This window comes from Streptomyces sp. NBC_00663, from assembly GCF_036226885.1.
Taxonomy (GTDB): domain Bacteria; phylum Actinomycetota; class Actinomycetes; order Streptomycetales; family Streptomycetaceae; genus Streptomyces.
This window is the reverse complement of the sequence record NZ_CP109027.1, coordinates 6,318,528-6,343,283: the sequence shown is the minus strand read 5'-3', so window position 1 is coordinate 6,343,283 and position 24,756 is coordinate 6,318,528. Positions and strand designations below refer to the sequence as shown.

The 24,756-nt window shown below is 71.4% G+C and carries 22 protein-coding genes; 7 read left to right on the top strand and 15 right to left on the bottom strand.

What is annotated here, in order from left to right; all coding sequences use genetic code 11:
• Positions 1-34: 34 nt before the first annotated feature.
• The 7 genes from OG866_RS28975 to OG866_RS28945 form a co-directional block, all read right to left on the bottom strand.
• The gene (locus tag OG866_RS28975) at positions 35-1,180 is read right to left on the bottom strand and encodes a serine hydrolase domain-containing protein (protein ID WP_443063579.1); all 1,146 of its coding nucleotides are present in this window, start codon (positions 1,178-1,180) and stop codon (positions 35-37) included.
• A gap of 92 nt (positions 1,181-1,272) precedes the next feature.
• Positions 1,273-3,063 carry a TIGR03767 family metallophosphoesterase gene (locus OG866_RS28970; RefSeq protein WP_329339178.1) on the bottom strand — a complete coding sequence of 597 codons (1,791 nt, stop codon included), beginning with the start codon at positions 3,061-3,063 and terminating at the stop codon, positions 1,273-1,275.
• Positions 3,064-3,229: 166 nt separating this feature from the next.
• The gene (locus tag OG866_RS28965; RefSeq protein ID WP_329339175.1) at positions 3,230-4,129 is read right to left on the bottom strand and encodes a hypothetical protein; all 900 of its coding nucleotides are present in this window, start codon (positions 4,127-4,129) and stop codon (positions 3,230-3,232) included.
• Positions 4,126-4,527 carry a hypothetical protein gene (locus tag OG866_RS28960; RefSeq protein WP_329339174.1) on the bottom strand — a complete coding sequence of 134 codons (402 nt, stop codon included), beginning with the start codon at positions 4,525-4,527 and terminating at the stop codon, positions 4,126-4,128. The genes OG866_RS28965 and OG866_RS28960 overlap by 4 nt, the downstream gene beginning before the upstream one ends.
• A 96-nt stretch (positions 4,528-4,623) precedes the next feature.
• Positions 4,624-5,082: an NUDIX hydrolase gene (locus OG866_RS28955; RefSeq protein ID WP_329339172.1), complete on the bottom strand. Its 459-nt coding sequence runs from the start codon at positions 5,080-5,082 to the stop codon at positions 4,624-4,626.
• 9 nt (positions 5,083-5,091) lie between these two features.
• Positions 5,092-5,979 carry a pyridoxamine 5'-phosphate oxidase family protein gene (locus OG866_RS28950; RefSeq protein WP_329339171.1) on the bottom strand — a complete coding sequence of 296 codons (888 nt, stop codon included), beginning with the start codon at positions 5,977-5,979 and terminating at the stop codon, positions 5,092-5,094.
• Between the two features lie 2 nt (positions 5,980-5,981).
• The gene (locus OG866_RS28945) at positions 5,982-6,425 is read right to left on the bottom strand and encodes a VOC family protein (RefSeq protein ID WP_329339169.1); all 444 of its coding nucleotides are present in this window, start codon (positions 6,423-6,425) and stop codon (positions 5,982-5,984) included.
• A gap of 107 nt (positions 6,426-6,532) precedes the next feature.
• Here OG866_RS28945 and OG866_RS28940 point away from each other — a divergent pair, with 107 nt between their 5' ends.
• Positions 6,533-7,060 carry a CGNR zinc finger domain-containing protein gene (locus OG866_RS28940; protein ID WP_329339167.1) on the top strand — a complete coding sequence of 176 codons (528 nt, stop codon included), beginning with the start codon at positions 6,533-6,535 and terminating at the stop codon, positions 7,058-7,060.
• Positions 7,061-7,276: 216 nt separating this feature from the next.
• A complete protein-coding gene (locus OG866_RS28935; protein WP_329339165.1) occupies positions 7,277-10,591 on the top strand; it encodes a S8 family serine peptidase in 3,315 nt (1,104 codons plus the stop codon).
• Positions 10,592-10,641: 50 nt separating this feature from the next.
• Here OG866_RS28935 and OG866_RS28930 read toward each other — a convergent pair whose 3' ends face one another.
• Both OG866_RS28930 and OG866_RS28925 read right to left on the bottom strand, forming a co-directional pair.
• Positions 10,642-11,346 carry a hypothetical protein gene (locus OG866_RS28930; RefSeq protein WP_329339164.1) on the bottom strand — a complete coding sequence of 235 codons (705 nt, stop codon included), beginning with the start codon at positions 11,344-11,346 and terminating at the stop codon, positions 10,642-10,644.
• A gap of 1 nt (position 11,347) precedes the next feature.
• Positions 11,348-11,893 carry a sigma-70 family RNA polymerase sigma factor gene (locus tag OG866_RS28925; RefSeq protein ID WP_329339162.1) on the bottom strand — a complete coding sequence of 182 codons (546 nt, stop codon included), beginning with the start codon at positions 11,891-11,893 and terminating at the stop codon, positions 11,348-11,350.
• A gap of 106 nt (positions 11,894-11,999) precedes the next feature.
• Between OG866_RS28925 and OG866_RS28920 the strand changes: the two genes are divergently transcribed.
• Together OG866_RS28920 and OG866_RS28915 are read left to right on the top strand one after the other, a co-directional pair.
• Positions 12,000-14,072, top strand: a complete 2,073-nt coding sequence (locus OG866_RS28920; RefSeq protein WP_329339160.1) for a TerD family protein — start codon at positions 12,000-12,002, stop codon at positions 14,070-14,072.
• A gap of 107 nt (positions 14,073-14,179) precedes the next feature.
• The gene (locus tag OG866_RS28915; RefSeq protein ID WP_329339158.1) at positions 14,180-15,196 is read left to right on the top strand and encodes an aspartate-semialdehyde dehydrogenase; all 1,017 of its coding nucleotides are present in this window, start codon (positions 14,180-14,182) and stop codon (positions 15,194-15,196) included.
• Between the two features lie 18 nt (positions 15,197-15,214).
• Here OG866_RS28915 and OG866_RS28910 read toward each other — a convergent pair whose 3' ends face one another.
• Positions 15,215-15,685: a DUF1203 domain-containing protein gene (locus OG866_RS28910; protein WP_329339156.1), complete on the bottom strand. Its 471-nt coding sequence runs from the start codon at positions 15,683-15,685 to the stop codon at positions 15,215-15,217.
• A 121-nt stretch (positions 15,686-15,806) separates the two neighbouring features.
• Here OG866_RS28910 and pepN point away from each other — a divergent pair, with 121 nt between their 5' ends.
• On the top strand, positions 15,807-18,380 hold the full coding sequence (gene pepN / locus OG866_RS28905) for an aminopeptidase N (protein WP_329339154.1): 2,574 nt from the start codon (positions 15,807-15,809) through the stop codon (positions 18,378-18,380).
• A gap of 248 nt (positions 18,381-18,628) precedes the next feature.
• Here pepN and OG866_RS28900 read toward each other — a convergent pair whose 3' ends face one another.
• The 3 genes from OG866_RS28900 to OG866_RS28890 are packed head-to-tail and all read right to left on the bottom strand — an operon-like array spanning position 18,629 to position 21,438.
• Positions 18,629-19,531 carry a LysR family transcriptional regulator gene (locus OG866_RS28900; protein WP_329339152.1) on the bottom strand — a complete coding sequence of 301 codons (903 nt, stop codon included), beginning with the start codon at positions 19,529-19,531 and terminating at the stop codon, positions 18,629-18,631.
• 9 nt (positions 19,532-19,540) lie between these two features.
• Complete coding sequence (locus OG866_RS28895; protein WP_329339150.1) at positions 19,541-20,455, bottom strand: DMT family transporter; 915 nt, start codon at positions 20,453-20,455, stop codon at positions 19,541-19,543.
• 41 nt (positions 20,456-20,496) lie between these two features.
• On the bottom strand, positions 20,497-21,438 hold the full coding sequence (locus OG866_RS28890; RefSeq protein ID WP_329339148.1) for an EamA family transporter: 942 nt from the start codon (positions 21,436-21,438) through the stop codon (positions 20,497-20,499).
• A gap of 126 nt (positions 21,439-21,564) precedes the next feature.
• On the opposite strand from OG866_RS28890, the gene OG866_RS28885 reads away from it, so the two are divergent.
• Positions 21,565-22,071, top strand: coding sequence for a MarR family winged helix-turn-helix transcriptional regulator (locus OG866_RS28885; protein WP_329339147.1), 507 nt, complete (start codon positions 21,565-21,567; stop codon positions 22,069-22,071).
• 26 nt (positions 22,072-22,097) lie between these two features.
• On the opposite strand, the gene OG866_RS28880 is transcribed toward OG866_RS28885, so the two are convergent.
• Positions 22,098-23,558 carry an FAD-dependent monooxygenase gene (locus OG866_RS28880; protein ID WP_329339145.1) on the bottom strand — a complete coding sequence of 487 codons (1,461 nt, stop codon included), beginning with the start codon at positions 23,556-23,558 and terminating at the stop codon, positions 22,098-22,100.
• 113 nt (positions 23,559-23,671) lie between these two features.
• On the opposite strand from OG866_RS28880, the gene OG866_RS28875 reads away from it, so the two are divergent.
• Positions 23,672-24,265 carry a TetR/AcrR family transcriptional regulator gene (locus OG866_RS28875; RefSeq protein WP_329339143.1) on the top strand — a complete coding sequence of 198 codons (594 nt, stop codon included), beginning with the start codon at positions 23,672-23,674 and terminating at the stop codon, positions 24,263-24,265.
• Between the two features lie 127 nt (positions 24,266-24,392).
• On the opposite strand, the gene OG866_RS28870 is transcribed toward OG866_RS28875, so the two are convergent.
• Positions 24,393-24,668, bottom strand: coding sequence for a hypothetical protein (locus OG866_RS28870; RefSeq protein ID WP_329339141.1), 276 nt, complete (start codon positions 24,666-24,668; stop codon positions 24,393-24,395).
• Positions 24,669-24,756: the final 88 nt, after the last annotated feature.

Sequence of the window (24,756 nt, the reverse complement as noted above, 5' to 3'; positions counted from 1 at the left end):
CGGACCGGGGCGGGGTCATGAGCGGTACGGACGACTACTTTCCGCAGAACTCCGCCTCGACCACCGAGACCGCGTCTCCCGACCAGTCGCCGTTGAAGTTGAAGGCGAGGGAGTGCCGGGCGTCGGCCGTGGCCAGCGCCACCGTCTGGGAGCCGTGGATGCCGCCGTCGTGGCCCCACACCCGGACGCCGCAGCTGAGGTCGACGCCCGAGATACCCAGGCCGTACCCGGCGGGCCCGCCGGTCGCCACCGTGGTCTTCATCTCCTTCAACTGCTCGGCCGGGAGCAGCCTGCCCTTCAGCAGGGCCGCGTAGAAACGGTTCAGGTCCTTCGAGTCGGAGATCATCTCGCCCGCCGAGCCCGCCAGGGACGGGTTGAGCTTCGTGACGTCGTACGTCGGGCCCGTCGTCGTCTCGGCGAGCTTGGAGTAGGCGCGGCCGGAGGGCTGCGGGACGGTGACGCGGGTGCCCGGGACGGACGTGGCGCGCAGGCCCAGCGGCTCGATGATCCGGCCGCGGATCTCGGCGGCGTACGGGCGTCCCGTCACCTTCTCGATCACCATCCCCGCCAGGATGTAGTTGGTGTTGGAGTAGCTCCACGACGCACCCGGCGTGAACTGCGGCTCGTGCCCCATCGCGATGGCCACGAGATCCCGCGGCGACCTGGTGTCGTAGCGATGCCGGAAGAACCCGTCCGCCAGGAAGTACGTCCGCTCGAAGTCCTCGTCGGACGTGTAGTCGTAGATGCCGCTGGTGTGGTTCAGCAGCTGGCGGAGGGTGATGGCGCGGCCGTCGTGGCCGTGGCCCCGCACCACGCCCGGCAGCCACCGCTCCACCTTGTCGTCCAGCGACAGCCGCCCCTCCGCCTCCAGTTGCAGCAGCACCGTCGACACGAAGGTCTTGGTGATGCTGCCGATGCGGTAGCGGTCGTACGGCGAACGCGGGGCGCCGGTCCGCAGGTCGCCGACGCCCGCGGTCGCCGACCAGCCGTCCGCCGTGAGCGTGACGCCGGGCACGCCGTCCTTCACCGCGGCCTCGATCGCCTCCCGGGTCGCGGTGTGCTCGCCGCCGCCTCTCGGGGCGGCCAGGGCGGGGCCCGCCAGTGCCGTCGACAGCACCACCGCCGTCGCCGCCACGAGAGTCGTCCGTACGGTCCTCGTCCTCAGGTTCATCCCGGTCATCCCCGTGTTCCCTTCCGGCTTTCCTGCTGGTCGGGGAGGGAGACACGGGTGGTGTCGCCGAGGTTGAGCCCTGTACTCCCGTTGAGCGGGTTTCAGCCCTTCTTCAGCACCAGCTCCGTGTTGCGGTCCCGGGCCGCGCCACCCAGCGTGGTGCTCGCGCCCGGGGCGTTGAACGACAGCTCGCGGTACAGCGCCGCGAGGCCGGTCTGGGAGAGGTCGGCGAAATCCGTGCGGTGCGGGGCGGAGGACTCGACGCAGGTGGTGAAGAGGGAGAGCGTGCCGTCCTTGTTGTCCACCAGCTCGACGACCCGGGCGAGCTGGGGGTAGTCGACGTGGGAGGCGGTGGAGATCTCCCAGAAGCCGGGGCCGCCGCCGGAGCCCGCGTGGGCGGTGATGTCGTTGCGGTGGATGTGACCGTTGACCCAGGCCAGGACGTTGCGGTGGCGGCCCAGCAGGGCGACGACCTCCGCACCGCTGTGCCGGCGCTCGCCGGGGCGGGCCGGGTCGGGGCGGGTGTTGTCCATGGACTGGCTGGTGTGGTGGCTGAAGACGATGGCGTACGAGTCCTTGTTGTCCGTCAGCGTCTTCTCCAGCCACTTCAACTGGGCCGTACCAACGGACCCTTCGTAGTGGCCGCCGGCGTCGGTGGTGTCGAGGCTGATGCCGATGACGTCGTCGGCGATGCGGAAGGTGTAGTACTGGGTGCCCGCGTCGAGGTTGGCGGTGGAGTAGCCGTGGCCGACCGGGCCGACACCGCGGTAGGTCGGGTCGAGGTGCGCCTGGACGTACTCGACCGGCGTGTACGGTGCCCGGTTCTCGTCCGGCGTCACCGAGCGCATGTCGCGGGCGTGGGCCTTGAGCAGGTCGCGGAAGCCGGCGCCCTTGGGGTCCTTGGCCGTCTTGATGGCGTCCTGGAGCTTCTTCGCCTCGGCGGCCGGCAGGTTCATGAGCTTCTTGCCGCCGACCGCGTACTCGGTGAGCCAGGGGTCGGCGTGGGAGCCGTAGCAGCCGAGCGGCATGGCGTCGTGGTTGCCGACCGTGGAGTACCAGGGCAGGTTCAGGCCGGGGCTGTTGAGCTCGCGGATCGCGGCGGCGAGGAAGCCGTCGAGGTGCGGGAAGCCGCGCTGCTTGTCGGCGTCGCGGACCGTGGTGTCGGGCTGCCAGTACTGCTTGATGCCGCTGTTCAGGACGCCCTCGTACTGCCGCGGGTCACCGGAGTTGGGGCTGATCCGGCCGCCGCTCATCACCTTCAGGAACCACTCCAGCTCGGACTTGGCGTTGTTGTCCGTGTTGTCGCCGGTGGTCATCGCGAAGTGCAGCGGGGCTCCGGTGACGGGGCCGCCGCGCAGCGCGTTGATCCGCTCGACGAGGGCGACCGCGCCGTGCACGGTCAGCGCCTCCTGCGGACGCCAGGCGTGCACGTCCGTCGAGCGCAGGTATTCGAGCCGCATCGGATGCTGGGCGTCGATGAGGTGCATGTCGGTGAGCTGCACGAACGCGGCGAGCGCGGTACGGCGCCCGGCGCGGCCGGTCTTCGGTGCGGCGAGGTCGCCGCGGACGACACGCCCCCAGCCGGGGCCGTTGCCGAGGCGGCGGAAGCCGGACGAGGTGCGCGCGGCGGCGACGGTGGCGATGGTGGTGCCGCGGGTGTAGGGCGCGAGGGGGGTGGCGGCCGGAGCCTGCCGGGACTGGGCGACGGGCGCCTCGGCCGCGATGCCGGAACCGGCGGCGGCGGAGGTCGAGGTGGCGGTGGCGGCCTGGCTGTCGGTGGGCCGCAGGGCGTAGCCGACGCCGGCGGAGACGGCTGCGGCGCCGGTGGCGGCGAGGACGGTGCGGCGGTTGACCGCGAGGGCGGAGGTGGCGACAGAGCGTATGCGCGACATGGCGCGGTCTCCCCGAGTGCGAACGCGTCGGCAGTGGTCGCGGGGCTCGCCGTGGCGAACGACCCGCTCACTCTGGATCGTTGGCAGCGGGAATGGCCTGCGCGTGAACGAGACGGCAACGCGCAACGCCGATCACCGTACGTGGATCTTGGGGGACCCTGGGTGTCTACGAGGGCTCGTCGGGTGGGCGGACGGTGGTCACGCCCTGTTCATCTGGCGGGGTAGTGGAGGGTTCCGACGGCAGGACGGTGAAGCTCGCCCGGACCTTCTCGTAGGTCTTGATCGGCTGGGTCGCGGTCGGCTGGTACCAGGTGTTGATCTGGTACGTCCGCCCCTCCACCGTGAAGCCGAGGAGCACCGCGCGCCAGGGCTCGCCCTGGAGCGTGAAGGTGTACTCCCACAGCACCGCGGGCCAGCCCTCGAAGCGGGCCGGGTCGAGCCGGATCTTCCGGTAGTCCTGACCCTGCCGGGCGTTCTTCTCCGACGCCTTCCAGGTCTTCATGAGGTCGCCCCGGGACAGGGAGGACTTCACGGCGACCTCCTGGTCCCCCGCCGGGGAGGTGTAGTGCACCTCGGCACCGGTCTTCACGTCCCGGCGCCAGCCCTGGGGCGGGACCCAGGCGAACCCGCCGGGCTCCTCACGTGCCGTGGGCGGCGGGCTCGTACGAGGGGCGTCGCCGATCTCGATGACCGGGACGACCTGCTGGCGGGCACCGAAGTGGAGCGAGAAACCAAGCACGGCCACGGCGACGAAGACCGCCGCGAGCGCCCAGCCGGCCATGACCCGGCCGATCCCGCGCGCGGGTGCGGCCTGTCCGAGGTCGATGTCCGTGTCGAGGGTGTAGTAGAGGGTGGACGTCGGGGGTTCCGACTCCTCGCCCCCCTCTTCCCGAGGCGCGCCCGCACCGCCCTCAAGGGCGAGCGGCTCGACGTCCAGCAGCGACGCCACGTACCTCCGCCACAGCGGCAGATACCGGCGGCGGCCGTGCTCGACGAGGTGGTCCAGGGCCTCGGGGTGGGAGTCCGTCAGGGAGGCCCAGTAGCGTTCCGCGAGGCGGCGGGTCATGACTCCAGGACTTCCTCACCGGCCGAGGCGGCGGACGCCGAGGATGCCGCGGGCGCCGCCGGTTCGGGGTGCGCCCCCGCGATCACCGCCTGGAGCGTGCGCGCGCTCCCGAACTGCCGCAGCAGCGCCGGCGCCGACGCCCCCACCGCCACCGTCGCGAGGGAGCCCGTCAGTTGGGGGGCGAAGAGCCAGCCGGCACCGGCGCCGAGGCAGATCCGGGTGAGGGCGGCCAGCGCGTCGGAGGGCGGGTCGATGTACTTGTCGAAGCGCGGCAGCTTGTCGCGCCGCCGGTTCCGCGACAGCGCCCGGTGCCTGGCCGCCTGCCACGTCGCGATCCGGCCGTAGAAGACCACGATCTCCACGACCAGGCCGCCCAGGGCCCCGTATGTGATGGACATCGACCATTCCATGGCCGTCCCCCTCGGCAATGGCGATACCGTTCAGCATCCCAGACGAGGGGCCCGCCCGGGAGGGAATCGCGGCGGCCCATCCGGTTACTCCCGGACGCCCGTCGCCCGCCCCGTCACCGGCCGTTCCCGCCACAACGCCAGCCCCACGTCCACCAGTGCGACCCGGTTCAGCGCGGGCACCTCCGCCAGCGGGTGCCAGGCCGCCATGTCCGTGGAGCCGCCGACCTCGGGGCGGAGCTCACCGCCGGTGACCCTGGCCTCATAGACGAGGCGCAGGCCCTGGCGGTCGATGCTCCGGCCCCAACGCCGCGCCTGTGTGAGGCGGATGGAGTCCACGCCGAGCAGTCCCGTGATCTCGACCGTGTACCCGGTCTCCTCCGCCACCTCCCGCAGGACCGTGTCGTAGGGATCCTCGCCGTGCTCCATGCCGCCGCCCGGCAGGGTCCACTCCGGCCGGCCGTCGTCGCCGATCCAGCGGGCGAGCAGGAGGCGCTCGTCACGGACGCACATGGCGTAGGCCGCCACCCTCAACTTCTTGCGCATAGGGGGACGTTAGTCCGCCGGATCCGGATTGGCCGGTGAGTATTCAGGGGGCGACCAGCGCAGCGGCACCGCCTCCCGCGTCTCGACGACCTCTCGGATCGTCAGCCGCACCCTGCGACCACCCGCCGCGTCGAACTCCGTGCGGGCCTCACCCGTCAGTTGGAGGGTCGTGCCGGTCGTCCAGTCCAGGAAGAGCATGCCCGCCCGCGGGTCCGCCGCGAGGTTCCCCAGGGTGAGGAACATCGAGTTGCCCGGGTAGTCCCGCCAACTGAGCTCGCCCGGCGAATCCACCCTCACGAAGCCCGGGTTGCCGCCCCGGTGGCTGGTGTCGGCGCCGTCCGGATGCACGGTCGTCAGGAAGAAGGTGTCGGACGCGGTGATGAACTCCGCCTGATCCGAGGAGAGTTCACGCCCTCGCCGCGGCACCCCTTCACCCCGGCCGGCCACCACCTCGTACGACTCCCTCCGCTGGAGGTACTTCGGGCAGTTGGCGAAGACCCGGTCCGCCGCTACCGCGAACCCGCGTTCCGTGGGCCGGAGTCGGCCGTTGAGGCGCATACGGCGGCGGGTGCGCGGGTCGAGGGCGATGGTGCCGACCACCGCACCCGGGGTGGCCAGCGCCGTGGCGAGCGGGTCCGCCGCCGGGACCCCTCCCGTCACCGACATCTGCCGTGGGCCCGTCGCCCGTACGAAGCCCGGCGGTCCGGCGAGCGGGGACGCCCAGACCGCGCCCGTCGACGGGTCGGCGGCGCCCACGATCAGCAGGGGCTGCGACTCCAGGAACGCGGCGGCGACCGGCTTGATGCCCTCTCCGATCGAGGCGCCCACGTGATCCGCCCGCTCCCGCACCCCCACCCGTTCCTGCACGGTCCGTGAGCCCGCGTGATAGACGCCCATGGCTAGAAGAACCCGCAGGTCGGGGCCGATTCCACCGGTGCCGGTGCCCCCTCCACCCCGCTCGGCACCGAGATCTCCAGCCGGGTCCCGTCGGGGTCGTGGAAGAAGATGCCGCCCGAGGCCGCGCCCTCGCGGTGGGCGACGACTCCCTCATAGGCGAAGTCCACGCCGTACGTCCGCAGCGCCTCCTCGTACTCCCGCACCCTCGCGATCGAGTCCGCCTCGAAGGCGAGGTGGTGCAGGCCCGCGCGGTCGCCCGCGTACGCCTCCTCCGCCTGCTGCCAGAGGGTGAGGACCAGGGCCGAGCCGTCGCCCAGGAACGCGTACCGACGGCCTTCCTCCTTGCCCTCGGCGATCAGCGTGAAGCCCAGGACGTCCCGGTAGAAGGCGAGTGAGCGGTCGAGATCGGTGACGTTCAGGCCGATGTGGCCGGTGCGCAGGGTCATGATTCATCCCTTCGGGTGGCTAACCTCTCTCAATAAAGTTAAGGGTTAGATGCGGCGGACGCAACCCCTCACGTACCCTTGAGCGGTTAGCATCGAAGGAGACCCGCATGTCAGCCGACCCGCGCCCCCTCACCGGCGAGCCCCTCGCACTCGATCTGCTCAACACGCGGTGGATGCGGGAAGGAGCCGTCCAGGATCTGCTCCAGGACACCGACGGGCTCGACGTCTGGCTCGCGGCCAACGCGCTCGACGCGCGGTTCGAGGCGGACGCGGCGACGCTGCGGCACACCCTCCAGGCGCGGGACGCGCTGCGCAAGGCCGTGGACGGGGGTGAGACGGCTCCGCTGGACGCCGTGCTCGATCATGGCCGTATCCGGGCCACCCTCACCGCCGAAGGGCCGGGCGAGATCCCCGAGTTCCGCGATCCCGCCTGGGGGCCGGCCTGGCTCGCCGCCCGGGGCTATCTGGAACTGCTCACCACCGCGCCCGACCGCATCCGCGGCTGCGCCCACGAGGCGTGCATCCTGCACTTCTTCGACACCTCGCGCAACGGCACCCGCCGCTGGTGCTCGATGGCGGCGTGCGGGAACCGGGCGAAGGCGTCGCGGCACTACGCGCGTACCAGAGAAGTCTGAGAATCGACGGGGCAGTTCGCCCGTTTCCTCACCCATGTCCCTAAAGGGGATCGCGGGTTTTCCCCATCCGCCTATATCGATTCGGTCAACTCTCCCTAAACATCCTTCCCATGCGTAAAGCTGTGCGATCGTCCGGGTCGCATTTCCGGACCTTCGCGGTCAGGACCGATCGGCCCGGGCCGCATCCGTACGTTCCTTTACCTACAAGGGATGCCGATGACCCACACCCCCCAGCGCGATCCGATATCGGGCGGCGCGAGACGCGTGGCGCGCATAGCCGTGGCCGCCGGTCTCGTGGCCGCGCTCTCCGCGGCAGGCCCGATACCCATGGCCTTCTCCGCCGACGACGCCACACCGGCCGCGGCCGACCCCGGCGTCAAGTCGGCCGACGCGAAGCTCGGTTCGGACGACGCGGACCTCCTCGCCGAGGCCAAGGCCGACGGCGACAAGAACGTCACGCTGATGGTCGCCACCGCCCCCGGCAAGACCGAGCAGGTCGCCGAGGAGCTGGACGCGGTCAAGGGCGGCTCCGTGGGCAAGACCTACGACAAGCTCGGCTACGTCCGCGCCACCGTCCCGACCGGCAAGGCGGACGCGGCCATCGCCGCCGCCGCCAAGCTCTCCTCCGTGCACGGCATCGACCTGCGGCAGGAGATCGCGCTCGACGACCCGACGCCGGCCGCCGACACCGCGAAGGGCGCGTCGTCCTCCGCGACGGCGACGGCCTACCCGGCCCCGGGCAAGAACACCCCCGCCGAGAACCCGTACAACCCGTCCTTCGAGACGGGCGCCGTCGACTTCGTGAAGGACCACCCGAAGGCGGACGGCCGCGGCATCACCATCGGCATCCTGGACTCGGGCGTCGACCTCGGCCACCCGGCGCTTCAGAAGACCACCACCGGCGAGCGCAAGATCGTCGACTGGGTCACGGCGACCGACCCGATCCTGGACAGCGACCGCACCTGGCGCCCGCAGGTCACCAACGTCTCCGGCCCGACGTTCACGTACGGCGGCAAGACCTGGACGGCGCCCGCGGGTTCGTACTCGGTCAGCACCTTCCTTGAGTCGTACACCACCGGCGGCGACGCGGCCGGTGACGCCAACCGTGACGGCGACACCACCGACTCCTGGGGCGTGCTCTACGACGCCGCCGCCGGGACCGTCCGGGTCGACCTGAACAACAACAACGACTTCAGCGACGACGCGCCGATGAAGCCGTACAAGGACGGGTTCCAGATCGGCTACTTCGGTACCGACAACCCGGCCACCGACGTGGTCGAGCGCCAGCCGTTCGTCGTGGAGATCCGCAAGGACGTCCCGATGGACCCGTACGGCGGCGACTGGGTCGGCCAGAAGCGGGACTTCGTCAACATCGGCGTCATCGAGTCCGAACACGGCACGCACGTCGCCGGCATCACCTCCGCCAACGGCCTGTTCGGCGGGAAGATGAACGGCGCGGCCCCGGGCGCGAAGATCGTCTCGTCCCGTGCCTGCACCTGGACCGGCGGCTGCACCAACGTCGCGCTCACCGAGGGCATGATCGACCTCGTCACCAAGCGCGGTGTCGACATCGTCAACATGTCCATCGGCGGCCTCCCGGCGCTGAACGACGGCAACAACGCGCGCTCCGAGCTCTACACGCGCCTCATCGACACCTACGGCGTCCAGCTGGTCATCTCGGCCGGCAACTCCGGCCCGGGTGCCAACACCATCGGCGACCCCGGTCTGGCCGACAAGGTGATCTCCGTCGGCGCGGCCATCTCCAAGGCGACGTGGGCCTCCAACTACGGCTCCGCGGTGACGAAGTCGTACGCGATGATGCCGTTCTCCTCGCGCGGTCCGCGTGAGGACGGCGGGTTCACCCCGACGCTGTCCGCGCCGGGTGCCTCCATCAACACCACGCAGACCTGGCTGCCGGGCTCCCCGGTCGCCGAGTCGGGCTACACGCTGCCGGCCGGCTACTCGATGCTCCAGGGCACCTCGATGGCCTCCCCGCAGGCCGCGGGCGCCTCGGCGCTGCTGCTGAGCGCCGCCAAGCAGAAGGGCATCGCCCTCAGCCCGGCGAACCTGCGCACCGCCCTGACCTCGACCGCCGACCACATCAAGGGTGTGCAGGCGTACGAGGAGGGCGCGGGCCTCATCAACATCGTGGACGCCTGGGACGCCATCAAGGACGGCGCCACCGCCCACGACTACACGGTCAAGGCGCCGGTCGACACCGCGATCGACCAGCTCCTGAAGACGCCGGGCTTCGGCACCGGCATCTACGACCGTGAGGGCGGCCTGAAGGCCGGCGTGAAGAAGTCGTACGAGGTCACCATCACCCGTACGACCGGCGCCGACAAGCCGATCTGGCACCTGCTGAGCCTGGAGAACAACGCCTCCGGCACCTTCTCCATCGCCGGCTCCTCCCTGGTCAAGCTGGAGCTGAACAAGCCGGTCACCGTGAAGATCGTCGCCAAGTCGCCGTCCGCCGGCGTCAAGAGCGCGATCCTGAACGTGGACGACCCGTTCACCGAGGGCGTCGACAAGCAGATCCTGAACACGGTCGTCGTCTCGTCGCCGGTGAAGTACACCTACTCGGCGTCGAACACCGTCCAGCGCAACAGCACGCAGTCGTACTTCGTGACCGTCCCCGAGGGCGCCAAGTCCCTCGAGGTCGCGATCGGCGGGCTGAAGGACAAGAGCCAGACCCGGTTCATCGCGATCCACCCGTACGGCACTCCGGTCGACAACACCGGCACCCCGTACTGCTACAACAACTACCTCGACGGCAACGGCTGCAAGCCCGACGTGCGTTCGTACGCGGACCCGCAGGCCGGTGTCTGGGAGATCGAGGTCGAGTCGCGCCGTACGTCGCCGCTGCTCGACAACCCGTACAAGCTGGACGTCGCCGTCCTCGGCGCCGCCTTCGACCCCGCGGTCGTGACGGTTCCCGAGGCCAAGGTCGGCACCCCGGTCGCCGCCTCCTGGAAGGTGACGAACAACTTCGCCGCCCTCGACGGCAAGCTCGTCGGCGGTCCGCTCGGCTCGGCCAAGTCGGCCCGTCCGACCATCGCCGAGGGTGCCACCCAGACCACCACGGTCGAGGTGCCCGAGGGCGCCAAGTCGCTCGACGTGGTCATCGGCAACGTCTCCGACGCCGCCGCCGACCTGGACCTCACGGTCTACAACGCGGCGGGCACCCAGGTCGGCCAGTCCGCCGACGGTGACTCGGAGGAGGCCGTCTCCATCGCCTCCCCGGCCGCCGGTACGTACACCATCGAGGTCGTCGGCTACTCGGTCCCGGCCGGGTCCACCGCGTACGACTACCAGGACGTGTTCTTCTCCTCCGCGCTCGGCGCCGTCACGGTCGACGACTCGGCCGCGGTGAAGCTGGGCACGGGTGCCTCCACGGACGTCGCCGCGAGCGTCACCGCCGCGGCGCCCGCCCCGGAGGGCCGTGAGTTCTTCGGCCAGGTCCAGCTGGTGAACGCGCGCGGCACGGTCGCGGGCATCGGCAGCGTGAAGATCGAGAAGGTCACTCCGTAGTTCCTCCTACGGTGACCAGGGCGGGCGTCCTTCGGGGCGCCCGCCCTTTCTCATGCGCACGGCAGGTCGCGCGACTGCGGCAACGAGGCCTGGATCCAGGCCCGTTCGCGGGCGACCTCCTTCTCGCCGACCACCCAGTGGTCGGGCACGGCGTCACCCTGGAGCACCCCGAACAGGACGCGGTCGCCCTTGTGCAGACCGTCGACGAAGGTGTCGTCCACGACGTACGTCAGCTGCTCCGGGCCCTTCATGTCCTGCTTGTAGTAGCGGACCACGTCCACGGTGATCCGCAACTGCACCTGGTCCGAGAGGCGTTCGACCGAGGCGACCGTCCCCTCGACGACCAGGCGGGTGCAGGCGAGGTAGTGGGGGCTGCCGAAGCGGGCGGTGGCGTCGGACTGGGACTTCTCGGAGTCGGCGCTGCTTCCGGCGTCCGCGGCGTCGTTGCCGCCCGTCGCGACCAGCCAGCCGAGCCCCGTGACCACGGAGGCCACGGCGGCGACCGCGAGGGTGCCGAAGGCGAGCTTCGGGGCCCAGCGCCGGGCCCGTGAGGGACGTACCGGAGCGGGCCTCGGCGCGGGGCGCGGCTCCCGCGCCAACGTTTCGCCGATCAGGCCGAGTTGCTCGCGCAGGAGGGCGATGTCGGCGGTGGCCTCGCGGTGTTCGCCGCGCAGGGTGGCGTCCGCGTCGTCGGGCAGGGGTTCGCCGGTGAGCGCGGCCATCAGCGCGTCGACGTCCCGGTGTTCGGCGGTCATGTCACACCACCTCGTCCTCGTGCAGACGGGCGCGCAGCGCGCGGACCGCCGTGTGCAGCCTGCTCTTGACCGTGCCCTCCGGGACACCGAGTTCCTGGGCGATGTCCCGTACCGGCAGATCGGCGTAGAAACGCAGGACGAGGACCTGGCGCTGGTTGTCGGGCAGTTCGTCCAGCCCCTGGGCGACGGCGAGCGAGAGCACGCTGGTGTCCTCGCCGGAAGGGTGCTCCAACTGGCGCAGCGAGGCGAGGCGTTCGCCGATCCGCTCCTGCCGGCGCTTGGCGCGGTGCCAGTCCATGGCGAGGTTGGAGGCGACGACGGCCGCCCACGCGGAGACGTCGCGCGGCGCCTCGTACCCCTTCGCCGCCCGCTCCAGCAACCGCAGGCGGACCTGCTGCACCCCGTCCGGCAGGTCCGCCTGCGGTACGCCGCCGAGCGCGAGCACGGCTCGCACCCGACGTTCCTGAGCCGCGTCGAGGGGGTCGTCCGGCCCGTCATGGACACCGTCCCCCTGGCCGCGGCGGGCCTTTCTGCGCAGCACAGCCACCCCTCTCCTCGCCGCGTTTCCTCTATGACGCCGGCTCGGGCGGAAACGTTCGGTCCGATCTCCGGAATTCTTTCTTCACGTGATCTTCACTGTCACCATGAGCCCCATGACGCACATCGTGAAGGGGGCCAACACCCCTGTCCCCGCCGGTCTCCTGAGGGTTGCCGTCTGCCGCCGGAAGGTGCCGGGGACGCCGGTCGTGGACGTCTCGGCGCTGCTGCTCGACGCGGCGGGCAAGGTGCGCGGCGACGCCGACCTCGTCTTCCACAACCAGCCCGCGCATCCCTCGGGCGCGGTACGGCACCTCGGCTCCGGGGACGGCGTGGACCAGCTCGCCGAGTGGCTGGAGCTGGACCTGCCCCGGGTGGAGCCGGCGGTGCAGCGGGTGCTGGTCGCCGCGTCCTGCGACGACGGCACCTTCGGGGCGGTGCCGGGGCTCGCGCTCCAGACCGTCGCGGGCGACGGCACGATCGTCGTGCACTACGACGTGACGGACGCCGCCGGGGAGACGGCCTTCGTGCTCGGGGAGTTCTACCGGCGCAACGGGGAGTGGAAGTTCCGGGCGGTCGGACAGGGCTGGGACTCGGGGCTCGCGGGGCTGGCGACGGACTTCGGGATCGTGGTGGAGGCGGAGCCGGTGGCGCCGCCGGTGACGCCGGTGATGCAGGCCGGGGTGGCGAAGACGGCCGGGGCGCCGATCGCCGATGCCGTACCGACGCCCGCCCCGATACCCACGTACACGCCGGCGCCCGTCCCCGCACCCACCCCCGCCCCCCTCGGCACCGACTTCCCGCCCCACACCCAGAGCGGCCGCGGCAACGGCGTCGTCTCCGTGGACGTACCGCTGCCGCCCGGGCCGGTGATCGTGGAGGCGCAGGTCCGGGGCGACGAATGGCTCCTCGTCGAGACGCTGAACCGGCGCAACAAGGACGAGGACACCGTCTTCAACACCACCCTGCGCGACTTCCACGGCCGCGCCCTGGTGCAGCCCCCGCGCGACCGTCCGCTGCGGATGAAGGTCAGCTACGAGGGCGACTGGACGATCAGGGTGCTGCCGCTGTCGGCGGCCCGTCCGCTGGGCACCCAGACGCTCAAGGGGCGCGGCCCCGACGTCGTGGCCTACCTGGGCACCATGGCCGATGTGAAGGTCCGTTTCGACGGTGGCGCCGACCGCGGCGAGTGGTTCGTAGTGAACTGTCACGAGGCCGAGCACTTCGACGACCTCGACGAGAACGAAATGCTGTGCAACGAGACCGGCAAGCTCAAGCAGACCGTCCCCGTCCCCGACGGCCCGCTGCTGCTCGTCGTCGAGCACGGCGACGGCAACTGGGAACTGACCGCCAAGCCGCTCCCCGTCCGTGATCCCTCGGCGGGCCTGAAGACCGGCGCCTACGAGGGCCGCGGCGACCGGACGATCACCCTCCTCAACCCCCGTCCCGGGCGCCCGGCGCTGGTCCAGTACGACTTCCCCGGCGCCAAGGCCGACTACAGCCTCGAAGTGAAGCGCGTCGACGAGTACGGCGACGAGGACGAGTGGCTCACCGGCCGCCAGCACGGCACCCGGGGCACGGCCGTGCTGTTCGCCGACGGCAGGGCCGAGCAGGCCGTACGGGTCAAGTGCGCCGGCGACTGGGCGCTGCGGCTGCTGCCCGAGGAGCAGGCGCCGCTGTTCACCGGCCCGACCGAGGGCCGGGGCAGCACCGTTCTGCGCTACCAGGGCCCGCCGACCCTGATGACGGTGACGCGGACCTCACGCGGCGACGACGAGCACCTGAGCGCGTGGTCCCTGAACCATCCCTACGGCAAGTCGACGACCGTCGCCGACACGCTGGGCCGGCGCCGCCCCACCCTCGGGCCGGTGTGGGTCGACCCCGGCGGCAGCTGCTTCCTCACGGTCCGTGCCGGCGAGGACACGAAGTGGCGTCTGGAGCCGGCCCCGATCGACGCGGCCCCCGTGCTGGGGGCGCGGACGCCCGGTGGCTGGTATGGAGTCGTACGTCACACCGGGCCCGAGGCCGAGCTGGTGGTCGTCGGGACGGCCCTGATCCATGTCTTCGAGCTGGACGAAAACCTCTTCCCGCACCGGAAACTCACCGCTTCTTCCGGTCCGTACCGCATATCGGACTCGATCCTCCACGTCCGGTGCCTCGGCGAGTGGACCCTCGAACTGCGCCCCTGACCCGCATGGCGTCCCATCCCTCGGGCAAACGATTGGACACACCGGCCGGTAAGAGACGCATCATGGAAACGTCCAGGCCACGCACCCGCCATGTAGAAGGAGTCGTCGTGAAGGTAGGAATCGTCGGAGCCACCGGCCAGGTCGGCACGGTCATGCGCAGGATCCTCGTGGAGCGGGAGTTCCCGGTCACCGAGCTGCGTCTGTTCGCCTCGGCCCGCTCGGCGGGGACGGTCCTGGACGGCGTGACGATCGAGGACGCGGCGACGGCGGACTACACGGGCCTGGACATCGTGCTGTTCTCCGCGGGTGGCTCGACCTCCAAGGCGCTGGCCGAGAAGGTCGCCTCGCAGGGCGCGGTCGTGATCGACAACTCCTCGGCCTGGCGCAAGGACCCCGAGGTGCCCCTGGTGGTCTCCGAGGTGAACCCGCACGCGATCGCGGACCGCCCCAAGGGCATCATCGCCAACCCGAACTGCACCACGATGGCCGCGATGCCGGTCCTGAAGGTGCTGGACGCCGAGGCGGGCCTCGAAGCGCTCATCGCCACCACCTACCAGGCGGTCTCCGGCTCCGGCCTCGCGGGCGTGGCGGAGCTGCACGGCCAGGTCCAGAAGGTCGCCGCCGACGCCGACAAGCTGACCCACGACGGCGAGGCGGTCGACTTCCCCGAGCCGCAGGTCTACAAGCGCCCCATCGCCTTCAACGTCGTGCCGCTGGCGGGTTCGATCGTCGAGGACGGGCTGAACGAGACCGACGAGGAGCAGAAGCTCCGCAACGAGTCCCGCAAGATCCTGGAGATCCCCGAGCTGAAGGTCTCCGGCACCTGTGTGCGCGTCCCGGTCTTCTCCGGCCACTCCCTCCAGATCAACGCCCGCTTCGCGCGTCCGATCAGCCCGGAGCGCGCGACGGAGCTGCTGGCCGGCGCCCCGGGCGTGGCCCTCTCCGAGATCCCGACGCCCCTCCAGGCGGCCGGCAAGGACGTCTCGTACGTCGGCCGCATCCGCCGTGACGAGACCGTCGACAACGGCCTCTCCCTGTTCGTCTCGGGCGACAACCTCCGCAAGGGCGCGGCCCTGAACGCGGTGCAGATCGCGGAGCTGGTGGCGGCGGAGCTGAAGGGCTAGGCCCCAGGGGTTCGGGGTTCAGGGCCTCCTGACCTCGTAGAGGAAGCAGCCGTATTCGACGGCCCGGACGTGGACGAGCGCCACGGCCGGGTCGTCGAACGCGTTTCGGAAGGCGTCGTCGTCGAGGGTGGAGACCAGCTCGCCGCCGAGGATGTGCCCATCGGCGGAGTAGCGGCGGACGGTCCGGTGCGCGTTCGCGAAGGGATACCCGTCGGGGTCCGGCCCCGCACACTCCCCGGCGTGGATGAACACGGGCCCCTGCTCGTCGTACGCCCCCGGCTCGGCGCCCGTCTCCGCGGCCCAGCGGCGCAGCGGGGCGTACGAGACCAGGGCGATCACCTCGCCGGGCACACTGCGCCGCAGACAGCACCTGAGGGGCGCCCCGCCCTCGTCGTCGGTCAGGGGAACCGTCCGCCGACCCGCGTCGTCGGTGGCGCGGAGTTCCTTCAGAGCGGACGGGGGGACGGGGCGTGCCGTGTGGGTGGTCATGTGTTCCACCCTCCTCGGTGTCCTCCCCGGTCACCGGCGGGTTCCGGACATCGCGTTTCGCGCGGCTCCCATGGAAGGATGGCGGAACCGCCGAACCTACCCATACCGAGGAGATGACCGCGTGCCTGGCACAAACCTGACTCGCGAAGAGGCTCAGCAGCGAGCAAAGCTGCTCACCGTCGAGTCGTACGAGATCGATCTCGACCTCTCCGGCGCGCAAGAGGGCGGTACCTACAGGTCCGTGACCACGGTGCGCTTCGACGTGGCCGAGAGTGGTGCCGAGTCGTTCATCGACCTGGTGGCCCCGGAGGTCCACGAGGTCACCCTGAACGGTGACGCGCTCGACCCGGCGGAGGTCTTCGCGGACTCCCGCATCGCGCTCCCCGCCCTGCTGGAGGGCCGCAACGTCCTGCGCGTGGTGGCCGACTGCGCGTACACCAACACGGGCGAGGGCCTGCACCGTTTCGTCGACCCGGTCGACCAGCAGGCGTACCTGTACACCCAGTTCGAGGTGCCGGACGCCCGCCGCGTCTTCGCCTCCTTCGAGCAGCCGGACCTGAAGGCCACCTTCCAGTTCACCGTGAAGGCGCCGACCGGCTGGACCGTCATCTCCAACTCCCCGACCCCGGAGCCCAAGGACGACGTCTGGGAGTTCGAGCCGACCCCGCGGATCTCGTCGTACATCACGGCCCTGATCGTCGGCCCGTACCACTCGGTGCACAGCGTCTACGAGAAGGACGGCCAGTCCGTCCCGCTCGGCATCTACTGCCGTCCCTCACTCGCCGAGTTCCTCGACTCGGACGCGATCTTCGAGGTCACGCGGCAGGGCTTCGACTGGTTCCAGGAGAAATTCGACTACGCGTACCCGTTCAAGAAGTACGACCAGCTGTTCGTGCCGGAGTTCAACGCGGGCGCGATGGAGAACGCCGGTGCCGTGACCATCCGGGACCAGTACGTGTTCCGCTCCAAGGTCACCGACGCCGCGTACGAGCTGCGCGCGGAGACGATCCTCCATGAGCTGGCCCACATGTGGTTCGGCGACCTGGTCACCATGGAGTGGTGGAACGACCTGTGGCTGAACGAGTCGTTCGCCACGTACACCTCGATCGCCTGCCAGGCGTACGCGCCCGACAGCCGCTGGCCGCACTCCTGGACCACCTTCGCCAACTCCATGAAGACATGGGCGTACCGGCAGGACCAGCTCCCGTCGACGCACCCGATCATGGCCGAGATCCGCGACCTGGACGACGTCCTGGTCAACTTCGACGGCATCACCTACGCCAAGGGCGCCTCCGTCCTCAAGCAGCTCGTGGCGTACGTCGGCATGGACGAGTTCTTCGCGGGCGTGCAGGCGTACTTCAAGCGCCACGCGTTCGGCAACACCCGGCTGTCCGACCTGCTGGGCGCGCTGGAGGAGACCTCCGGGCGTGACCTGGGGACCTGGTCGCAGAAGTGGCTCCAGACGGCCGGTATCAACATCCTGCGCCCGGAGATCGAGACGGACGCGGCCGGTGTCATCACGTCCTTCGCGATCCGCCAGGAGGCCCCGGCGCTGCCCGCGGGCGCGCAGGGTGAGCCCACGCTCCGCCCGCACCGCATCGCGGTCGGCCTGTACGAACTCGACGAGGACAGCGGCAAGCTGGTCCGCGACGAGCGCGTCGAGCTGGACGTGGACGGCGAACTGACCGCCGTACCGCAGCTGGTGGGCAAGCGCCGCCCGGCGGTCGTCCTGCTCAACGACGACGACCTGTCGTACGCGAAGGTCCGTCTGGACGAGCAGTCCCTGGCGTTCGTCACGGAACACCTGGGCGACTTCGAGTCCTCCCTCCCCCGCGCCCTGTGCTGGGCGTCGGCGTGGGACATGACGCGCGACGCCGAACTGGCGACCCGCGACTACCTGTCCCTGGTCCTCTCCGGCATCGGCAAGGAGTCGGACATCGGTGTCGTGCAGTCCCTGCACCGCCAGGTGAAGCTGGCGATCGAGCTGTACGCCGACCCGACCGCCCGTGAGGCGCTGCTGACCCGCTGGACCGACGCCACGCTGGCGCATCTGCGGTCCGCCGCGGCGGGCAGCGACCACCAGCTGGCGTGGGCGCGCGCGTTCGCGGCGACGGCCCGTACGCCGGAGCAGCTGGACCTCCTGGAGGCCCTGCTGGACGGCTCGCAGACGATCGAGGGCCTGGCGGTGGACACCGAGCTGCGCTGGGCGTTCGTGGAGCGCCTCGCCTCGGTCGGCCGCTACGACGAGGCGGAGATCGCGGGCGAGTACGAGCGGGACAAGACGGCGGCGGGCGAGCGTCACGCGGCGACGGCTCGCGCGGCGCGTCCGACCGAGGAGGCCAAGTCGGAGGCCTGGTCCCAGGTCATCGAGTCCGACAAGCTCCCGAACGCGGTGCAGGAGGCTGTCATCGGCGGCTTCGTCCAGACGGACCAGCGCGAACTCCTCGCCCCGTACACGGACAAGTACTTCGAGGTGGTCAAGGGCATCTGGGACACCCGCTCCCACGAGATCGCCCAGCAGGTCGCGGTCGGCCTCTACCCGTCGATCCAGGTCTCCCAGGAAACCCTGGACAAGACGGATGAGTGGCTGACGTCGGCCGAGCCCAACGCGGCCCTGCGCCGCCTGGTCTCGGAGTCCCGGTCGGGCATCGAACGCGCCCTGAAGGCCCAGGCGGCGGACGCGGCGGCGGAGTAGCCGGTACGGCAATGAGGGGCGCCCGGCGCAATGCGGGGCGCCCCTTGTCATGCCTTGGGTGCCTGGGCCCGTGGAGCGCGTGCAGGCCGGTGGGGGCTGATCGCGCAGTTCCCCGCGCCCCTAAGGGACATGCAGCGGGCGCCCCTTCAACTGTTCAGCCGCTTAGCCGCGGGCAGTCGTGCCGCTGGGGCGGCCCCGGCCCGAAGAAAGGCGGCACCCCGCCAGCGCGGGTGAGTGACGCCGCGGCCTCAGCGCACCCCCGCGGCAACCCCCTCCAACGCCGCCATCACCCGCCTCACCACAACATCCGCCTCGCTCCCCCTCCGTACCGCCGCGACCACGTGCCGGACCGGGCGGTCCACCGTCAGTTCCCGCAGCACCACCCCGCCCCTCCCCACCGCGGCCGTCCGCGGGACCAGCGCCACCCCCATCCCGGCCTCCACCATCGCCAGGATCGCCGTCCACCCGGCCGCGGAATGCCCCTGCCGCGGCGTGAACCCGGCCGCCTCGCACGCCCCCCGCGTGATGTCCGACCACGGCCCGCTGCCCCCGAAGATCCACGATTCCCCGGCGAGATCGGCCAGCCGCAGCCCCTCGACGTCCGCCCACTCGTGCCCCGGCGGCAGCGCGACATCCAACGGGTCCGCCAGCAGCTCCACCCGCGTGAACCGCCCGTCCCCCACCACCGGCGCCTGCGCGGCCAGCGACAGCGCGAGGTCGACCTCCCCGGCGGCCAGCAGCTCGTACGCCTCCCCCGCCTCCGTCTCCCGCACCCGCACGCTCACCCCGGGAGACGAAACCCGCAGCGCCCGTACGGCGGGTACGACCAGCGCGGGCACCGCGGTCGAGAACGCACCGACCCGCACCTCGCCCACCTCACCCCGCACATGCGCCGCCAACTCCGCGTCCGCCCGCTCCAGTTGCTCGAACACCGCCTCGGCGTGCCGCAGCACCAGGCGGGCCGCGTCGGTGAGCCGTACCCGCCGCCCCTGCGCCTCCAGGAGCGGCACCCCCACCTGCTTCGCCAGATTCGTCAGCTGCTGCGACACCGCGGACGGCGTCATCCGCAACGCCTCGGCCGTCGCGGTCACGGTGCCCTGCTCCCGCAGGGTCCGCAGGATGTGCAGTTTCCGGATGTCCCACTCAGCCATGAGGGCAACCTACGCATGCCGGGCGGCGGCGCCCCACATCACCCCGCCGAGGATCAGCGCCAGGCACAGCACCTGCACCGGCCCGAACGTCTCGCCGAGCACCGCCCAGGACAGCAGGGCCACACACACCGGCTGGAGGTAGTAGACGACTCCGGCCCGGGCCGCGCCGACCAGGGCGATCGCCTTGTTCCAGGCGAAGAAGGCGACGGCGGAGGAGGCGACCCCCACGTAGAGCAGCGGCAGCACGGTCGCGGTCGTCGGGGTGAAGCCCCCCTGGACCGCCAGACTCACCCCCTGCGCCGGGAGCAGCAGCCCGGCACCGACGAGAAACGTGGTGAACAGGAAAGCGGCGCCCCCGAGTTCGGCGGGCCTGCGCCGCAACAGCGCGCTGTACCCGGCGAAGCAGCAGGCCGCGCCGATCATCCACAGGTCCCCGGCCGCGAACCCGGCGCCGCCGCCCATCAGCAACAGCACCCCGGAGCAGGCGACGAGCAGCCCGGTGACCCGGCGCCGCCCCAGCCGTACCCCGGACGCCCGCTCCAGGACCGCCATCAGCACCGGCGACGCGGCCATGATCAGGCCCATGGTGGCGGCGGGGGTGGTCAACCCGGCCTGGTTCACCAGGGTGTTGTAGACGGTGACGCCGAGGAGCGAGGCGAGGACGACGAAACCGAGCCGGCGCCGGATCAGCGCCCGCTGCCGCCAGGCCTGCCGCGCCCCGAACGGGGCGACCGCCACGAGCGCGACGATCCAGCGCCAGAACGCCTGCTGGACCGGCGGGACGCTGTCGTGCAGGGCACGGGAGGTGACGAAGCTGCCGGACCAGACGACGGTCGCGAGGGCGGCGCAGGCGACCCCGAGGGCGGCGGTCTGCGCGGCCCTCGGGGTCGTACGGGTGGGGGTCCTTTCGAGGACGTCGGGCACGGGGGTCCTTCCACTGATCGGTGATCGTGATCTCGGTGGACCTACCGTCGCAGCGCCACACCTGTCACGTCCATCGAATCTTTCCGAGCGTTCTTTTCAGTAAAACTGAACGATCGGGCCGGGGTGGCGGGGGGCCGCTGCCGGAGCTGGCCGGCCACCGTCGCGCCGAACGCCAGCGCCATGCCCGCCAGTTGGAGCGGCGTCAGCGCCTGGCCGAGCGCCGCCCAGCCGACGACCGCGGCGGTCAGCGGGGAGAGCGGGCCGAGGAAGGTGACCTGGGTGGCGGTGAGCCGGCCGATGCCGCGGAACCAGAGCCAGTACGCGACGGCCGTGTTGGCGAGCGCGAGGTAGAGGTAGCCGCCGATCGCCCGCCCGTCCAGCGCGGGCGGGGCGCCCTCGACGAGGAAGGCGAGGGGCGCGATGAGCAGCCCGCCCGCGGTCAGCTGCCAGGCGGTGAGCGCCAGCGGGCCCACCCCTTCCGGACGGCCCCAGCGCTTGGTGAGGACGGTGCCGGTGGACATGGAGGCGGCGGAGGCGAGCGCCGCCAGGACGCCGACCGGGTCGAGGGCCCCGGCCGCCTTCAGTACGACGAGACTCACGCCGAACGCGGCCACCACTCCGGTGAGCACGCTCCGGGTCGTGGGCCGCTGCCCCAGCAGCACCGCCGACAGACCCACCACGAACAGCGGCCCGACCGACCCGACGACCGCCGCCATCCCGCCCGGCAACCGGTACGCCGACAGGAACAGCAGCGGGAAGAAGGCGCCGATGTTCAGCGCGCCGAGCACCGTGGCCTTCCCCCACCAGATGCCGCGCGGCAGCACCCGGGCGAGGGCCAGCAGGACCAGACCGGCCGGCAGGGCCCGCATCAGACCGGTGAACAGGGGGCGGTCGGCCGGGAGGAACTCGGTGGTGACGGCGTAGGTGGTGCCCCAGGAGACGGGGGCGAGGGCGGTGAGCAGGACGGTCGCGGTGCGGTTCACGACTCCCCCTAGTGGCGTCGGGTGACTTCGGCGAATGTAGCTTGATGGAAAGTAGCTTAGCGCTAAGCAACTTTTAGTCAAGCCACTTTCTTGCGGGTGACCCTGTGTGCCGCCGATACTCGACCCATGAGTGCCCAGCGCAAGGACCCCGTCGACGCGATCGTCGACCAGTGGGCGGCCGTACGGCCGGACCTCGACACCAAGGCGATGGAGGTCTTCGGGCGGATCTTCCGCCTCTCCCGCGCCATGGGCGACCGCATGGAGAAGGCGTACGCCCCCTACGGCATCGCGCGCGGCGAGTTCGACGTCCTGGCCACCCTGCGCCGCTCCGGCGAGCCCTACACCCTCTCCCCCCGCCAGCTCTCGGGCACGCTGATGCTCACCACCGGCGGCATGACCGGCCGCCTCGACAAGCTGGAACGCGCGGGCCTGATCCGCCGCTCCCCCGACCCGCACGACCGCCGCGGCCTCCAAGTGACCCTGACGGACAAGGGGCTGACCGTCGTCGACGCGGCGGTCGGCGCCGGACTGGACGCCGAGACCGAGGCGCTGTCCGCCCTGAACGCGGAACAGGCCGGCCAGTTGGCCGACCTGTTGCGGGAGTTGCTCGCGGGGACGCCCGAGTCCCGCTAGGTACCGTCCGGCGGACCGGCCCTGGTTCAGCCGACGTTGGCGGTGAGCGCCGCCTCGATCTGCGCGTCGTCCGCCGCGTCCGCCGCCCAGGCCACGTACCCGTCGGGCCGCACCAGCACGGTCGTACGGCGGTCGCTCGCCCAGCGTTCCACGGTCAGCCGGTCCTTGCGGGCGCCCTGGTCGTCGTAGGCCCGCGGGGTGATCAGGACGAACCGGCCGCCGCGCAGTGCCTCGTAGAGACGGCCGCCGGTCAGGGCCACGTCGGGGACGCGGGTGCCGGTGAGGCGGTGGGCGCCGCGGGGGGCGGGGTACCGGTAGCCGATGCCGGTGAGCCGGCCGACCATCCGGCGGCGGGCCGGGGTGACATGGCCGAGGACCGTGGTGAGCGTCGAGCGCAGGGCCAGCTCCCAGGGACGCTTGGCCATGGCGAGGCGGACCAGGCCGCCGCTGCTGCGCAGGACCGCCTTGCCGACGGGGTGACGCTCGGCCTGGTAGGTGTCGAGGAGGTCGGCGGACGCGTGGCCGTGGACCACCTGGGCCAGCTTCCAGCTCAGGTTGGCGGCGTCCTGGAGGCCGGTGTTCATGCCCTGCCCGCCGGCCGGGGTGTGGACATGGGCGGCGTCCCCGGCGAGGAAGACCCGGCCGACGCGGTAGGCGGGGGCCTGACGCTCGTCGCTGTGGAAGCGGGACATCCAGCGGGCGTCGTACATCCCGAAGTCCCGGCCGAGCGCCGCCCGGGTGACCTCCTTGACCTCGGCCAGGTCGAGGGGCTCGCTGTCGGCGACGTCACGGGCGCGGTTCCAGCCGATCACCCGGTAGTAACCGTCACCGAAGGGCGCGAGGAAGGCGAAGGCGTCCCCGACCGTGTTGACGGTGAGCAGCGTCTCGGGCTCCTCGGCGAGCCGTACGTCGGCGAGGACGACGGAGCGGATGACGGACTTCCCCGGGAACGGCAGCCCGATCGCGTCCCGCACGGCACTGCGCATCCCGTCGGCGCCGACGACGTACGCGGCACGCAGGGTCTCGGCGCCCTGGGGCCCCCGCACCTCGACCGTCACACCGTCGGCGTCCTGGGAGAGGCCGGTCACCTCGGTCTCGTGGCGGAAGTCGACGCCCGCCGCCACGGCCCGCCGCTCCAGGACCTTCTCGACCTCGTACTGCGCGAGGACGAGGAGGTGGTTGAAGCGGGAGGGGAGGGTGCCCAGGTCGACGGTGAGGTCGCCGAACAGGCGCAGGCGGTCCAGCGGCTGACCGACCGCCTCCAGGTCGTCGGCGAGGGCGCGGGCGTCGAGCTGCTCCAGGGTGCGGGCGTGCAGGACGAAGGCGCGGGAGAGGTTGCTGGTCTTGTGCGGGCGCTTCTCGACGAGGGTGACGGGGACACCGGCGGTGGCGAGGTCTCCGGCGAGGAGGAGGCCGGTGGGACCGGAGCCGACGACGATCACGGGGTGGGTGGTGCCGTTCGTGCTGTTGGTGCCGGTGCCGTTCATGAGGGCCTCCTATTGCCAACGTGCGTTTGCCAACGCTTGTTGACGAGACTAGGACCCGTCGCCGCGCGAGTCAACACTTGTTGGCCAACTGGTGTTGGCCTACGCTCGTAGGCATGAACAGCCCTTCCCCTGCCCGCACACCCGGCACGCCCCGCGCCCGCCGCTCCGATGCGACGCGCGACGCGATCCTCGTCGCGGCCCGCGAGCGGTTCGCCGCCGACGGGTACGAGCGGGCCACCATCCGTGCCATCGCCAAGGACGCGAACATCGACCCGTCGATGGTGATGCGCTACTACGGCAACAAGGAGGGCCTGTTCGCGGCGGCCGTCACCGTCGACCTGCGACTGCCGGACATCGGCGGGCCGGCGTCGCGGGACGTGGGCGCGGTCCTGGTGCGGCACTTCCTCGACATGTGGGAGGACGACGAGGTCCTCACCGCTCTGCTCCGGGTCGGCGCGACCAACCAGGCCGGGGCCGAGCGCATGCAGGGCATCTTCCGGGACCAGTTGTTGCCGGTGGCCCGGCAGGTGTGCCCCGATCCCGAACAGATCCCGGCGCGGGCCGCACTCACGGCGTCGCAGCTGCTCGGCCTCGCGCTGACCCGGTATGTGCTGCGGATTCCGCCGGCGGTGGCACTGCACCCCGAGGAGATCGTGGCGTGGCTGGGGCCGACGGTGCAGCGGTACCTCACGGCGCCGAGCCCCTGAGCACACGCCGAGGGCGCCGGCCTCGCCCCCGTACGGCGGATGCGCGTACGGGGGACGGGGCCGGCGCCCTCGTGAAACGTGCGGTGGCCTGGGGAGCCGTACCCTCAGCCCCCTGGCCGGTCAGGCCTCAGGCGTTGGCCTTGGCCTTCGCCTTGCTCTTGGGCACGCTCACCCGGTGGTCCGCGTGCGACTTGTCCAGGACCATCACCAGACCCGCGATGACCGCGAAGATCGCGAGCGGGGCCAGGACGTAGAGACCCAGCGTCTCGATGACGCTCAGGCCAGAGCCGGGGTCGTCACCGTCGTCGCGGGTGAGCGCGAGCGCGGGAGACGTCATGAGCAGCATCATCAGCGTCGTACCGGCAGCCAGAGCACCGGCGCGCAGGGCGTTCTTCTTGTCCACGGTGCCAAAGTATCCAACGCGGGTTGAGCCCGCGCGCCCGGGGGTGCGTATGAGGCGGCCGGGGTCTCTCCGCCGCCCCCTCGGCCCC